The 14,901-nt window shown below is 62.0% G+C and carries 11 protein-coding genes; 3 read left to right on the top strand and 8 right to left on the bottom strand.

The annotated features are described in order from the left end of the window. Positions 1-17 precede the first annotated feature (17 nt). From H7698_RS00185 to H7698_RS00210, 6 genes are read right to left on the bottom strand one after another with little or no spacing between them, the layout of a single operon-like run. Entirely contained in the window at positions 18-1,106 is a 1,089-nt protein-coding gene (locus tag H7698_RS00185; RefSeq protein ID WP_194690289.1) for an MBL fold metallo-hydrolase, read from the bottom strand. After that, positions 1,099-2,961 carry a long-chain-acyl-CoA synthetase gene (locus H7698_RS00190; RefSeq protein WP_194690290.1) on the bottom strand — a complete coding sequence of 621 codons (1,863 nt, stop codon included), beginning with the start codon at positions 2,959-2,961 and terminating at the stop codon, positions 1,099-1,101. Before H7698_RS00190 ends, H7698_RS00185 begins: the two co-directional genes overlap by 8 nt. 25 nt (positions 2,962-2,986) lie before the next feature. Next, complete coding sequence (locus H7698_RS00195) at positions 2,987-4,075, bottom strand: alkene reductase (RefSeq protein WP_194690291.1); 1,089 nt, start codon at positions 4,073-4,075, stop codon at positions 2,987-2,989. A 9-nt stretch (positions 4,076-4,084) separates the two neighbouring features. After that, positions 4,085-4,714: a nuclear transport factor 2 family protein gene (locus tag H7698_RS00200; protein WP_194690292.1), complete on the bottom strand. Its 630-nt coding sequence runs from the start codon at positions 4,712-4,714 to the stop codon at positions 4,085-4,087. Positions 4,715-4,719: 5 nt separating this feature from the next. Next, positions 4,720-5,493: an SDR family NAD(P)-dependent oxidoreductase gene (locus H7698_RS00205; RefSeq protein ID WP_194690293.1), complete on the bottom strand. Its 774-nt coding sequence runs from the start codon at positions 5,491-5,493 to the stop codon at positions 4,720-4,722. A 14-nt stretch (positions 5,494-5,507) separates the two neighbouring features. Beyond that, entirely contained in the window at positions 5,508-6,242 is a 735-nt protein-coding gene (locus tag H7698_RS00210; protein WP_194690294.1) for an SDR family NAD(P)-dependent oxidoreductase, read from the bottom strand. Between the two features lie 230 nt (positions 6,243-6,472). On the opposite strand from H7698_RS00210, the gene H7698_RS00215 reads away from it, so the two are divergent. From H7698_RS00215 to H7698_RS00225, 3 genes are all read left to right on the top strand, one after another. Further along, positions 6,473-7,807, top strand: coding sequence for a spinster family MFS transporter (locus H7698_RS00215; RefSeq protein WP_194690295.1), 1,335 nt, complete (start codon positions 6,473-6,475; stop codon positions 7,805-7,807). A gap of 17 nt (positions 7,808-7,824) precedes the next feature. Next, positions 7,825-8,655, top strand: a complete 831-nt coding sequence (locus H7698_RS00220; RefSeq protein WP_194690296.1) for an alpha/beta fold hydrolase — start codon at positions 7,825-7,827, stop codon at positions 8,653-8,655. A gap of 68 nt (positions 8,656-8,723) precedes the next feature. Continuing rightward, the gene (locus tag H7698_RS00225) at positions 8,724-10,853 is read left to right on the top strand and encodes an oxidoreductase (RefSeq protein WP_194690297.1); all 2,130 of its coding nucleotides are present in this window, start codon (positions 8,724-8,726) and stop codon (positions 10,851-10,853) included. Between the two features lie 887 nt (positions 10,854-11,740). Here H7698_RS00225 and H7698_RS00230 read toward each other — a convergent pair. Further along, positions 11,741-13,123, bottom strand: coding sequence for a DUF1329 domain-containing protein (locus H7698_RS00230; RefSeq protein WP_235992664.1), 1,383 nt, complete (start codon positions 13,121-13,123; stop codon positions 11,741-11,743). 88 nt (positions 13,124-13,211) lie between these two features. Next, complete coding sequence (locus H7698_RS00235; RefSeq protein ID WP_194690298.1) at positions 13,212-14,900, bottom strand: class I adenylate-forming enzyme family protein; 1,689 nt, start codon at positions 14,898-14,900, stop codon at positions 13,212-13,214. Position 14,901 lies beyond the last annotated feature (1 nt).

A 14,901-nucleotide genomic window follows, 5' to 3' on the forward strand; every position in this document is an offset into this window, starting at 1 on the left:
ACTACCCTGTGGCCCGCTCAGAGCTGCCCTAGCACAGACCGAGCGATGACCCCTTCAGGCGTGCGTCCGTAACGGAACACGCCCGCTGTTTCTTCACGCACCAACTGGCCTTGCGCGATGAGGTAATTGACGTGAGCCAGGGTTTCGCCAATCGCCATCAACTCGTCGAAGCGTCCTTTCACCGTCGGAAACAGCACCGCCATCAACTGCATGGCCGTACGCGGTTCCGCGCAGGCGTCGAGCACTCGCTGCAAGTGCACCTGGTGATGGTCGCGGAGTTGATCGAGGCGCAGATGCAGATTGAAAAACGGACGCTCATGCGCCGGCAGCACTAGCACGCTATCGGGCACAGAGCGCAGGCTTTCGACCGACTCCAGCCAGTCGCGCAACGGATCGGCATCAGGCTCGGTCACCTGGACGCAGACACTGGACGTGATGCGCGGCAGCACCTGATCGCCGGAGATCAGCAGGTTGTCTTCGGCGCAGTACAGGCAGGCGTGTTCCGGTGAATGGCCGCGACCAATGCGCACCTCCCAACGACGCCCGCCAATGGTCAACTGACTGCCTTCGCTAAGGCGCCGAAAGCTGGTCGGCACCTGCGGGCGAAAATGGGCTGAACCCAACAGCGGAAACAACGCCTCGGTCTGCTCGGTGGTGAAACCGGCACGCCGGTAATGTTCGTGAAAAGCCCAACGGCTGCCGTCATCGCTCTGGTTGCCCAACTGATGCATGGCCTGGTATTCGCTGGCACTCATGAACACCGGGCACTGGAAGCGTTCGCTTAACCAGCCGAGCACCCCGACGTGATCCGAGTGAAAGTGCGTGCAAATCACCGCGACCAGCGGCAAGCCACCCAGCGCGGTGTCGAACAGCGCTTCCCAGACTTCGCGGGTCCGGTCATTGTTCAGCCCGGTATCGACTGCCACCCAGCCATCGCCATGGCGCAACAGGTACAGGTTGATATGGTCGAGCCCGAACGGCAGCGGCATGCGCAGCCACAGCAGTCCCTCGGCGACCTGCTGAACCGCGCCGTTGTCCGGCGGCTGGGGCCAGGGAAAGCGCAGGCCCGCGCGCCATTCGTGCCCGTGGGCGTCGAGGTTACTCACTGGCGTCACCCGCGAAGGCGGCCAGGCCAACCCGCTCGAGAACTTCCGGGCTGTACGGCACGTAGCTGCCACTGCTTTCGTCGCGGACGAACATGGGATCGCTGAATGCCGTCGGCGAATAGCCCTGGCGCTGCAGGTCCACCTTGCGCAACTTGAAAGTGCTGGTCAGATCGGCAGCCGCTGATACGCGCACAAAAACCGGCGCGGCATAGCGTGGCAAACGCGCCTGCGTCAGCGCGTAAAACGCTTCGGGATCGAAGGTGTGGCCCGGCTGCATCAAGACCGCCGCCATACCGGCGCGCCCCTCCTGCCCAGGCACCTGCACACCATAGATGTTGATCAGTTCAAGCCCGGCGAAGTCTCCCAGCGCCGCCACCACTTCCAGCGTGGAGACGTTTTCGCTCTTCCAGCGGAAGGTGTCGCCGATGCGGTCGATGAAATATAGGTAGCCGTCCTCGTCGAAACGCAGCAGGTCACCCGAGCTCCACCAGGCATCCCCTTGGACGAACACATTGCGGCGAATTTTGCTGTCGGTGGCCGCCGCCGAGGTGTAGCCCTCGAAGCGTCCGCCGCCGATCTCGGGATGGCTGATGATGAAGCCCAGGGCTTCGCCGACTTCTCCCTCCTCGCACAACTGGTAGAAGCCGTTTTCGTCCCGTGGATGGGTGTCGGTTTCAACGTCGTAGCGCACCAGCCGCAGGTTGCTCTTTTCCCAGAACGGAATACGCCCACAGGCGCCGATGTAGTTGTCGACGTTGACCACATTGGTATTGGACTCGGTCGAGCCCCAGCCCTCGAACACCTGGATCGGCCCGAAGCGATGAACCCAGTTCTGCCAGGTTTCACGGGATAAGCCGGCGCCGAGCATGCAGCGCAGACCGTGCTCACGCTCGCCGGGAACTTCAGGCTGGTTGAGCAGGTAGCGACAGATTTCCCCGATGTACTGGAACACGCTGATGTGGTGCTTGCGCACGTCGCTCCAGAACTCGCGGACACTGAATTTACGTCGCACCACAATTGCCGCGCCGGTTTTCAGCGCCGTGGAGGTCACGGACGTGGCGGCGGCACCGTGGTACAGCGGCAGGCAGCAATAGAACACGTCTTGCGGCGTGGTCTGCAGGGTGATTTCCATGATGTCGCCGGTCGACATCCAGCGCATGTGGCTGTAACGCGCCGCTTTGGGCAGGCCCGTGGTGCCCGAGGTAAAAATCAGCAGGCTCGGGGTCTCGGCGCTGAGGTCGGCGCGCAGGTCTCGTGGAAATGGCGTGGCCGGTGCCACCGCCAGCGCTTCACCCAAGCGTGTATCAACCTGCGCAGGCGTGGCGCTCGTATACGGTTGCTCGGGATCCTCCACCAGCCACAACGGCAACGGCGGCAAGCCTTCAGTGGAGAGAAAATTGCCCAGCACTTCTTCACCAACGATCACGGCCTTGGCGGTAATCGCCTCCAGGGCATGCACCAACGGCTGTCCGCTGACCTGGGTGTTGACAAACCCCACCACCACACCCAGTTTGACCAGGCCGAACCAGCAACAGAAAAACGCCGGGCGGTTTTCCATGGCCAGCGCGCAGACATCGCCTGGACGCAAACCGCGCGCATGAAAGACGTGGGCGAGTCGGTCGGCCTGGGCGTTGATGTCGGCAAAACTCAGCCGCTGCTCGCCATAGATAATGAAAGGCCGCTCGCCGTGGCGCCGGGCCTGTTCTTCAAGGCGATCGGCCAGGGTATAGCGGTCCGCCGGTTTGATCCGCGCGCTGGCTTCGGCCCGGCGATCAAGGATGGCCTGAGTCTGCTCGCGCGGCACGACCCCGCGATCGTCACTGGACAGCAGGCTGGCGTTATTGAAATTGTTCATCCCTACCTCCGATAAAACCGATTGTTCATGCAGTCGCCTGGGTTCGATTCGGATAGTCCGAATAGCCACGCGATCCCTTGGTATAAAGTGTTTTGCGGTCGAAACCGGCCAATGGCAGGCCCGCGCGCAGACGCTCGACCAGGTCTGGGTTGCCGATGAAATGCCGGGCAAACGACACCGCCGCGCCCTGCCCGCTTTCCAGTGCAGCGATGGCTGAAGGGCCGTCGAATCCGTCGTTGAGAATCAGTGCGCTGCGGCTGTGACTGCGGGCCAGGGCAAAGGCATCCAGCTCCGCCAGCGGCGAGCGCATGATGTGCAGATACGCCAGGCCGAGCGGCTCGATCTGCCGGCACAGGGCTTGCGCGGTACCGGCCGGGTCAGCGTCGCTGATGTCGTTGTACGGGTTGCCTGGGCACAGTCGCAGTCCCACGCGTCCAGGCCCGATGGCCGTGGCCATCGCCGCCAGCACCTCGGCGGCAAAGCGCACCCGGTTCTCCACCGTGCCGCCATAGCCATCGTTGCGTCGGTTGCTGCCGGACGCCATGAACTGCATGGGCAGGTAGCCGCTGGTGCAATGCAGCTCGACTCCTTCGAAGCCGGCTTCGCGGGCATTCAAGGCAGCGCGCCGGTAGTGCTCGATGACCTCGGCAATGCCTTCCAGGCTTAACGCTTGCGGTTCATCGGTGTCGACCAGCCCGGCGCCGTCACAGAACGCTCCATCGCTGTACAACTGCACCCGCGCGCGCAGTGCCGACGGCGCGACGGTTCGGGCGCCGGTGGGTTTGTTTTGCCAACTGGCGGCACGGCCCACGTGCATCAACTGCAGCACCATCTGCCCACCGGCGTTGTTGACCGCACGGGTGACCTGGCGCCATCCCTCGATCTGCTCGCTGTCATAAATGGCCGGCGTGCGGCAATAGCCCAGGCCATCAGCCGACGGCGCCGTGCCTTCGGCAATGATCAGCCCGGCACTGGCGCGCTGGCGGTAGTAGTCGACCATTTCTGCCGTCGGCACGGCTTGCGCGCTGGCGCGGCTGCGGGTCATCGGCGCCATGACAATACGGTTGCCCAGCTCCAGCTCGCCCAGACGCAAGGGTTCAAACAAAATGCTCATTGCATATCCTCAGCGCACACGGATCTTCGGTGCCGCAGCACCGCGTCGCAGGGTGGCTAGAAAGTGTTCCAGGGGCGCGGCAGGGGCGACGTCGGGCAACTGATCCTTGTCCGGGCGTTTGGCCCAGAATTCGGCCCAGGACGGGAACAGGTCATGGAAGCTGCCGGCGTAGGGTTCGCGTCCCGGCCACCGGATTTTTCGCTCGCCGATGGGCGGCTTGTTGAGGTCGCTGGCGTACCAGTAGCAAGGCAGACGGCGGCGGAAATACCAGCGGCCATCGATGCGCTGGTAGTCATCCCAATAGAGCATCTGCATGGTGACCCACTCCGGGCCCGTCTCATGCTCGTTCTTGGAATACACCACACCCACGGCGTTATCGGCGTCGAGCAGCTCAATGATGTGTTGGCCCAGGTGATGCGACGTGCCGCTGAACTGATCGCGCAACGTGGCGTCGACCCACGCCTTGAGGTGCGCGCGGCCGGTCTTTTCGCGACCCACGCGAATGTCTTCGGCGAACAGGTTGACGTGGGCATCGAGGTCGCGCATGTCCAGGGACAGCGAATATTTCGCCGCCAGCTGACGTATTTCTTCAATCGATTCAAGCCGGTCGATACGGGCCAGTAAAGCGTTCGGCTCCATGCTCATCACTCCAGCACCGTATAAAGTTCCGAACTGCGCCCGCCATCCACCGGCACACACGCGCCGGTGATGTAGGACGCCTCGTCACTGGCCAGGAACAAAATCGCGCTGGCCACTTCCCGCGCCTGGCCGATGCGCCGCAGCGGGATCAACTTTTCGGTATTGCCGCGCGCCTTTTCGTCCGACAGCATGCCCGCCGTGGCCGGGGTTTCGATGACGCCGGGGACCACCACATTGCAGCGAATCTTGTTCGCGGCCCCTTCACTGGCGGCGGCGCGACTGAAGTTGATCACCGCCGCCTTGGCCGCCGAATAGCCGGCCATCCAGGGCGTACCGAACAATCCGCAGATGGAACTGATGTTGACGATGGCACCGCCACCCTGGGCTTTCATCAGCGCCATGGCCGTGCGGGTACCCCAGAACGTGCCGTCCACGGTGGTACTGAAGTTGGCGTGCCAGTCGGCGGTGCTGGTGGTGTCGATGGCGCCCCAGGTGTAGGCCATGGCGTTGTTGACGAGGATGTCCAGACGTCCGTGGTGGCGGGCTGCCGCTTCAATCGCGCCGACATACGCGTGTTCGTCGCTGACATCGGCAACACACCAGTGCGCCTGGCCGCCGGCGTCGCGGATAGCGCTCGCCATTGCTTCCAAAGGCGCCTCAGTGCGCCCGCAGAGGACCACGGTCGCGCCCTCTTCGGCAAAGCGCCAGGCCGTGGCTGCTCCGATGCCGGAACTGGCACCGGTGATAAAAGCGATCTTGCCTTGCACTCGCTTGCTCATTCGCTGCTCCCGGTTCATATGAAGGCCATGCCGCCGTTGACGGCAAGGTTCTGACCGGTGATGAAGCTGGCGTCTTCGCTGGCCAGAAACACCGCGACGCGAGCGATCTCGTCTGCTTCGCCCATACGGCCCAGCGGGATGGCCTTGAGCATGCTTTGCATCCAGTCATCGGGGATGCCGGCCATCATTGGCGTGTTGGTCGGCCCCGGTACCAGGGTGTTGACGCGGATGCCGCTGGCCGCCAACTCGCGAGCCATGCTGCGGGTCAGCCCCATCACCCCGGCCTTGGCAGCGCAGTAATGACTTGGGCCTTCGCCGGTCATGGCTGCGGTGCTGGAGATATTGATGACAGCGCCGCGGCTGCCGTGTTTTTGCATCAGTCGCACACCTTCACGGCTGCACAGAAAGGTGCCCGTGAGGTTGACGCCAATGACCCGCTGCCAATGCTCGTCCGGGGTGTCGACAAAGGCATCAACCGAGCCGACGCCCGCGTTATTGACCAGGATGTCGAGACCGCCAAAACGCGCCTCGATCATTTCCATGGCCGCGGCCACCGAGGCGCTGTCGGCGACGTTGCAAGCCAGGGCCAGCGCCTGTTCACCGAGGCCTTCGATCGTCTGCTGTGCTGCCTGCAGGTTGATGTCGGCCGCCACCACTCGTGCGCCGGCCTGGGCAAAGCACTGGGCAATCGCCCGGCCCATGCCTTGCCCGGCACCCGTGATCAGGGCCACTTTGTTCGCTAACTTCATCGTTGTTCTCCCGCACGCCTTGGGCTACCTCGATCACCGGTACTGTCTGGCCGGGTGATCGAGCACGGGACGAATCATTAACCCTGTACAAAAGCGCAACATCGTCCGATAAGACTACGCCGCTGCGGTTGCTCAACGCGCCGCCAGCGAGTGGTCTGAACGGACGATGTGCCTGACCCTTGAACCGGGCCAGAATCCTGCTCACTAGAACAAAACCGGGAGCACCCGTCGTGAACTCTTCCATCCGCGTCACCTGGCATACCCATTACGCATTGTTCGTGCTGGCCGTGATTTACATCTTCAACTACATCGATCGGCTGTTGATGGCGATCCTGATCGAGCCGGTCAAGGCAGAGTTCGGCATCTCTGACACCGGCATCGGTCTGCTGTCGGGGGTGACCTTCGCGGTCTTCTACACCCTGTTCGGGTTTCCCCTGGGGCGGCTCTCCGACCGTATCGGGCCCAAGCCAGTCATCGCCGTCTGCTGCATCGTCTGGAGCTTCATGACCATGGCCTGCGGCTTGGCCACCAGCTTTTGGCTGCTGGTGCTGGCGCGTATCGGTGTAGCGATCGGTGAAGCCGGCGGCACGGCTCCTTCGGTGGCGATGATTTCGCAGCTGTACCCGGCGAAAAACCGCTCGACCGCCCTGTCCATCCTTATGCTGGGATCAAGTTTTGGCGCCATTTTCGGCCTCGGCCTGGGCGGCTGGATCGCCCAGCAGTACGGCTGGCGTTCGGCGTTCCTGATCATCGGCGTACCGGGGATCTTGCTCGGCCTGTTGCTGAGCTTCACGGTGCGCGCCCCCAAAGTGCCGAGCCAGCCGCAAATCAAGGTTGAAGTGATCCAGGACGGCTGGGCCAAAACCATGGCCAAGCTGATGGAAACTCCTTCATTTCTATGGCTGGTGCTGACCGGTGCCTCCAGCGCCATTGCCGGTTATGCGATCGGCACCTGGAGCCCCAGTTTCCTGATTCGCTCCCATGGTTTGAGCCTGCAGGACGCCGGTTTTCTGGTCGGCGTCGTGGGCGGCACGGGCGCCACGTTCGGCACCCTGGCCTGCGGGATCATTTCTGATCGCATGGCTCGCCGGGACGCTGGCTGGCAGATTGGCGTACCGCTGCTCGCCACCCTGGTCAGCATCCCGTTCGGGCTGGCGTATTTCCTCTGGCCAACCGGCATTCTGTTCCACTTGGGCAGCACCCCGGTGCCGACCGCGTTTCTGTTCTATGCAGGCTTTGCCTTCTTCGGCACCTGGTGGGCAACGCCATGCCTGGGCGCAGTGACTCACCTGTTTCCGGCTGCTCGCCTGGCGCAAGCCACCTCGATATTCGTCATGGCCATGACCCTGTTGGGCGTTGGCGTGGGCCCGCTGTTGATCGGTGTCCTCAGCGATTTGTTTGCACCGGTGCTGGGCGCCGAAGCCTTGCGCTATGCCCTGGCCAGTTCGATCTCGATGCTGGTGCTCTCGACTGTATTCCTGGGCATGGCCCTGCCCCGCTACCGCGCTCAAATTTTGCGATCGGCACCTCCGATTGCCGCCCCTGAAACTGCAGTAACCGCCTGATGAATGGAGATTCGAAGATGTCAGAACAAGACCTACCGTTGCCCATTGGCCATTTCGTCACCCTCGGCAGTGGCCTGCGCCTGCACTACCTCGATGAAGGCAGCGGCCCTGTCGTGGTGTGGTTGCACGGCAGTGGACCAGGCGCCAGTGGCTACAGCAACTTCAAGGGCAATTACCCCGACTTTATTGCCGCCGGCTTTCGCAACCTGGTGATCGACCTGCCCGGCTTCGGCCGTTCGGACAAACCCGACAACATCAATTACGACCTGGATTTCTTCGTCAGTGCCGTCTCCGGGCTGCTCAAGGCCCTCGACGTGCAGCGATGCACCTTGCTGGGTAACTCACTGGGCGGCGCCATCGCGATCGGGCTGGGCCTGGCGGAACCGCAACTCATCGAAAAACTGATCCTGATGGCCCCCGGTGGTGTCGAAGAGCGTGCCACCTACTTCGCCAAGATCGGTATTCAGCGCATGGTCGAATTGTTCAATGCCGGCCCGCTCGACATCGACAAGATGCGCCAGATCATGAGCCTGCAACTGTTCGATGCCTCGCAGCTGCCCGACAGCCTGCTGGCCGAGCGCGTTGCCGTCGCCCGTCACCAGCCGCACTGTCTGTTCTCGACCATGATGGTGCCGAACATGACCGAACGCCTCGAAGAGTTGCGCGTGCCGATTCTCGGTTTCTGGGGCACCAACGACAACTTCAACCCGGTCGGCGGCGTCATGAAAGTGCTCGACAACGCACCGGACGCCCGCTTTATTGTGCTCAATCGATGCGGACACTGGGTGCAGGTGGAACACCGCGAGCTGTTCAACCGTTCCTGCCTCGAGTTCCTGCTCCAGGCCTAAGCGCCCTGCGACAGCGGCAGCCGCGCCGCTGTTGCACGAACAGGCCTCCACTAAGGGCAAACATAACAATGACAAAATTTTCCCACTTGCTCGCCCCTGGCCGCATTGGTCCTATCCAACTGCGTAACCGCATCATCATGGCGCCCATGGGCTCCAACTTTGCCGAAGCCGATGGTCACTGTGGCGAACGTATCCAGGCCTACTACGAAGCGCGTGCCGAGGGCGGCGCCGGGCTGTTGATCATGGGCGTGTGCGCCATCGCTTTTCCCGCCGGTACTGCCGAACCGTACCAGGTCGGAGTCTCTTCCGATGAGTTCATTCCTGGCCTCAGCCGCCTGGCCGAGCGGGTGCACAAGCACGGCGCGAAAATCGCCATGCAACTGCAGCACGCCGGCAAGAACGCCATACGCGACATGGCCGCGGGCCGGCCGCTGTGGGTGCCGTCGATTCCCCCGGCCAGCAGCTCGGACATGATGCAAGCCTTGACCCCCGAAGAGCTGGCCTCTTTTGTCAGCGCGGTGCGTGGGCGCAAGGGCGGAATACAGATGCAGGTGATGGAGCAGCACGACATCGCACAGATGGTCGAGTGGTTCGCTGCTGCCGCCGAACGGGCGCAACGCGCCGGCTTCGATGGCGTGGAGATTCATGCCGCGCACAACTACATCATCGCCGGGTTTCTGTCGTCGTATTACAACCGCCGCGAGGATGCCTATGGCGGCTCGCTGGAAAACCGTGCGCGCCTGTTGGTTGAAGTGCTGGCCGCCGTGCGTGCGCGAGTGGGTGCAGGCTTTGGCGTGTGGCTGCGTCTGGATGCCGAAGAGATGCTCACCCCCGGTGGCATCACCCTCGAAGATGCCAAGGCAGTCGCGCGACTGGCGCAAATCGCTGGCGCCGATGCGGTCAGTGTCTCGGCCTATGCCGCGACCACCAGTGGCGTGGCGTTTACCGAGGCACCGCTGGTACAAAAGCCCGGCGCTTTTCTCGAATGGACCGCTGCAATCAAGCAGTGCGTGAGCATCCCGGTGATTGCCGTCGGGCGTATCGAACCGGAGGTCGGCGAGTCGGCGATTGCCGCGCAACACTGTGATTTCATCGCCATGGGCCGCAAATTGCTGGCCGATCCGCAGTTGCCGAATAAGCTGCTATCCGGTCAGGTGCAGGCTGTTCGTCCGTGCATTTATTGCTATGTGTGCGTCAGCCAGATCTTTATCAATGAGCGGGTCAAATGCGCGGTCAATCCGCAAACCGGGCATGAAGCCGAGCGCATCATCGGCCCGGTGAGCACTGCGCAACATATAGCGGTCATAGGTGGCGGCCCGGCGGGCCTTGAAGCGGCACGTGTGGCGGCTTTGCGCGGGCACCGGGTGACGCTGTTCGAGCGCAGTGACCGTTTGGGTGGCACGCTGTTTTTTGCCGCCCTGGCTTACCCCGAGAATGGACGCCTGCTGGACAATCTGCTGTACCAGGTCCGGCAGTTGCCCATTGATGTGCAGCTGGAAACCAGCGTGGACGCGGCCTTGCTGCGCGACCGGGGCGTCGATCAGGTGATTGTGGCCACCGGCGCCCAGCGCGCGGCTCCGGATATTCCCGGCGCCGATCAGAATCATGTGTGGAGCGGTGATGAACTGCGCCGCCTGATGACCGGTGACCGCGCCGAGGAGATCGCCAAACGCAAGCTGTCGCTGACGCAACGCACCTTGATGAAGGCCGGCAACCTGATCGGCGTCACCGACAGTACCGAGGCGATGCAGAAGTTGTCACGCGTCTGGATGCCGCTGGGCAAGCGCGTGACCATTGTCGGAGGTGGATTGGTCGGGCTGGAACTGGCGGAATTCCTGATCGCCCGCGGGCGTCAGGTGTGTGTGCTTGAAAGCACCGATCACCTGGGCCGGGAACTGGCGATCGTGCGTCGCTGGCGCGTGCTGCACGGCATCCGCGTGCATGGCGGTCAGCTGTTGACCGGCGTAACCGTCACCGCCATCGAGGGCAATCGCGTGCGCTATCGAACCGCCGACGGCGAAGCCGCCGAAGTACCGGGTGACTCGGTGGTACTGGCCAGCGGAGCAACGCCAGATACCACCCTGGGCGATGCGCTGAGCAGTGCCGGGCTCAAGGTCGTCAGCATTGGTGACTGCCAAAGCCTGGGCTACATCGAAGGCGCCATCGCCGCCGGCCATCGCGCGGGACGAGAGGCCTGAAGCTGCTGATCGTGAGGACGCTCACGCGCCTAACAGGGTTCGTGGCGTTCTCGAAAATTGCAGTCGACACAAAACAACTGTGGGAGTGAGCCTGCTCGCGATGGCGTCTGGTCAGTCGACATCATCATTGCCTGATCCACCGCTATCGCGAGCAGGCTCGCTCCTACAGGGGATCGGCGATGCACACATATTTTGTGCTCGGCAGAAATCCCAATGTAGGAGCGAGCCTGCTCGCGATGGCGTCTGGTCAGTCGACATCATCATTGCTTGATCCACCGCTATCGCGAGCAGGCTCGCTCCTACAGGGGATCGGCGATGCACACTTATTTTGTGCTCGGCAGAAATCCCAATGTAGGAGCGAGCCTGTTCGCGATGGCGTCTGGTCAGGCGACATCTTAATTGCCTGTTCCACCGCCATCGCGAGCAGGCTCGCTCCTACAGGGGATCGGCGATGCACACATGTTTTGTGCTCGGCAAAAATCCCGATGTAGGAGTGAGCCTGCTCGCGATGGCGTCTGGTCAGTCGACATCATCATTGCTTGATCCACCGTCATCGCGAGCAGGCTCGCTCCTACAGGGGATCGGCGATGCACACATGTTTTGGGCTCGGCAGAAATCCCGATGTAGGAGTGAGCCTGCTCGCGATGGCGTCTGGTCAGTCGACATCATCATTGCCTGATCCACCGCCATCGCGAGCAGGCTCGCTCCTACAGGGGATCGGCGATGCACACATGTTTTGGGCTCGGCAAAGTTCACAATGTGGGAGCAGGGTCGCTCCCACAAGGAATGGGTGGTGTCATTCAATTCGTATCCAGGGATGGTGTGTATAGATGAAAAAAAACCCAGGTTTTCACCTGGGTTTTTTTTGGCTCAAACGATCAGTGCAATCAGCGTCCCATCGCACGTGCCGCATCGGCGGTGTACATGTCCGGGGTGAATTTTGCTTCGTTGAGAATCGGTCCCTTCTTCGATTCGTTGGTCATGGCGTAGCCGGTGTACTGCCCTGAGTTCAGGTCCATGAAAAACTGCGAACCGGCCTGCCAGGCACTCATGTCCGGGTGGTAGTAGTAGTTGATCATCGCGTGCTTCCACAACGCGCCACGGCTGTCATAGTTGTCCGAAACCACCGAGTTCCAGGTGTCTTCATCGATGAACAGCACACGCTTGCCATAGACATGGCGGTACCCCTCTTTCAACTTGGCCTCGAGCACCCAGACACGACGCAGCTCATAGCGCATGTAATCGGGGTTTGGGTGGTTGGGGGTGAGGATGTCGGCGTATTTGATGTCGCCGGCATTCGGTTTGAACGCGTTGGCCGGCACGTAGATTTCACGCTTGCCCACCAGCGTCCAGTTGAAGCGCTCGGGCGAGCCGTTGTAGAGACGGTCTTCGTCGACGGTCATGGTGCCGTTGGTGCCGATCATCGGTTGATCGTAACCGTAGCCCGGCAACTGCCGCACACGCCGGGTGGACGGGCTGTAGCTCCAGGCCTGACGCGGGTTGGTGAGGAAGTTGTAGGGTTCCTGGGAAATACTCACGACACCGTTGTCCCGTGCCGGTTTCAGCGTGGTGTTCCAGCTCATGGCCTGCACCGCGCCAGCGGTTTTTGGCTCGACCGTCGGTGAGTTGGCTTGCGAGAGGTTGCGCGCATAAGCGCGGCCCCAACCGATGCTGCCGTTAGGCAGTACGGACGCCAGGTCGCTGACCTTTTCCTCGGTGTAGGCACGCGCAGGCAACTGGTGGTTCCACAGCAGTTCCATACCGTTTTTCGGGATCGGGAACGGTATCTGGCCAATTCCTTCGATGCCCATGCCGTCGTCGACCAGTTTGGCGCTCAAAGCGTTTTTCATCGCCCGGTCGCACACATAATCCGGGTAACGGAAATCACGGTGACCTGGGTAGACGTTCATCTTGTACGTCGTCGGATAGCGCTTGAGCAGTGCCTTCTGACCTTCGGTCAAATGGCTTTCGTACTGGCTCATGTTCTGCGCGGTGATCACCAGGATCGGCTTTTCGCTGGCATACGGGTCGACCGGTTGATCACCGGAAAATCTCACATGCTTCCAGCCTGGAACTTCGCCCAGGTATTTGCCGGTGTAAGGGGGGATGGTGCCTTCGGCGTTTCCGGCTTTCTCGGCACCGACACAGGTCAGTTCCTTGCCAAGCTTGGCCGCCTCTTCGGGCGACACTTGCGCAAGTGCGTTGCCTTGCAGACCGACATTGACGGCCACCGCCGCTACGAACATCACGCCTCTTGTTGTTATTTTCATCGATTGGCTCCTTCGCAGACCAGGACTACTGGGGTACTCCATTGTTCCTGATCTGCTGGGGAGAACATCGTCCGGAAAGACTAATCAGTCAGGCACTGACCAACAATTCCTTAAGTTGCGCCTTGATCAATTTGCCAGAGGCATTGCGCGGCAGTGGCTCGTGTTGCGTGTGCACCTCGCCCGGTACCTTGTAGGCAGCCAGGCGCTGGCCGATAAAGGCACACACCTGCTCGTGGCTGGGTGGTGGATGACATTCGCTGCGCAGCACCAGGACCAGGCGCTCGCCCAGTTCCTCATCGGCCATCGCAAAGGCGGCGGCCTCAATGACCCCGGGCATTTCGCAGATGCACGACTCCACTTCACTGGCGGATATTTTTTCACCGGCCCGGTTGATCAGGTCCTTGGCCCGGTCGGTGATGTAGAGAAAACCCTCCTCGTCCAGCAGGCCGATGTCACCGGTGTCCAGCCAGCCATCCTGCAGGGTCTGGGCACTGGCTTCGGGCAACCGCCAATAGGCGCTCATCAGTGTCGACGAGCGCAGCCAGATCAAGCCACTGTGCCCGGCGGGCAACGGCGAGTATGGATCGGGCCCGATGCACACATCGACGATTGGCAGCGGCCAGCCTACTGAATCCGGCTTGTACACGAACTGGTCCCCGCCCACCGCCGCGCCGATGCCATTGCTCTCTGTCAGGCCGTAACCACTGCCGCCGATGGCCTTGGGTTTGCGCTTGCTGATTTGCGCCAACAGCCGGCTGGGCGCCAGCGCACCGCCCAGGCCCAGACCGTAGAGGCTGTCGCTGTCGGCGCTGTCAAAGCGTGGCGAGCCAAGCAATTGCTGCATCATCACCGGCGCACCGTTGAACTGGGTGCAGCGCTCATCGCGAATCAGGTCGAAGGCTTTGTCGACGTCCCACTTGTACATCAGCAACAAGCGTCGCCCGCTGCGCAACGCGAGTAAAAACTGCGCGTGCAGACCACTGACATGGAACAGCGGTACCGCCATCAGGTTGGTCGGCGACAAGCCGCTGTCGATCACTGCCTGGATCCGCTCGGGCGAACTCATGGCACAGAACGCTGACTGGAACTCCAGGGCTGTCAGCGCCTGACAGATGGCGCGATGGGTCGACAGCACACCTTTGGCCCGACTGGTAGTGCCCGAGGTATAGAGGATCAGCGCCGGGTCTTCGGGCTCGATGGTAATGGCCGGCAACGTCAGCATTGGGGCCTCGATCAATGCCTCGAAACGCTGGCAGCTGGCGGGCAGCGTTTGCCCTTGGGGCACGCCGACCACAATGCTCACCAGCCCTTCGTTGAGCAAGTCGCCCGCCAGCAATTGCAGGCGCGGCTCGTCGCACACCAACACTTGCGCGCCACTGTCCTGCAGGCCATGGAACAGCTCGTCGCGCAGGCCCCAACTGTTCAGGGGCACACACACCGCACCGCATTTTTGCACCGCCACAAAAGCCACCAGCCAGGCCGGCTGGTTACGCAGGGCAATGGCCACGCGATCGCCCTGCTTCACGTCAAAACGATGGGACAGTTGTGCGGCCAGCCGGTCGACCTGATCGAAAAAACCGGCGAACGTGAGCCGTTGCTGCTCCCACACCAGAAACTCACGCTCACCGTGCACGCGGCCTGCGTCGATGGCATCGAGCAAGTTACGCGGTGCATGGCGAAAATACCGCAGGCTATCGTCAGGCGAAGTCACTACCTCGTACGGCGATCCCGGGCCAATCAACTGCTGCCAGGCGTTGCGCCACTGTTCCAGCTTCATT

The sequence above is a fragment of the Pseudomonas sp. p50(2008) genome, assembly GCF_015351605.1.
Lineage (GTDB): Bacteria > Pseudomonadota > Gammaproteobacteria > Pseudomonadales > Pseudomonadaceae > Aquipseudomonas.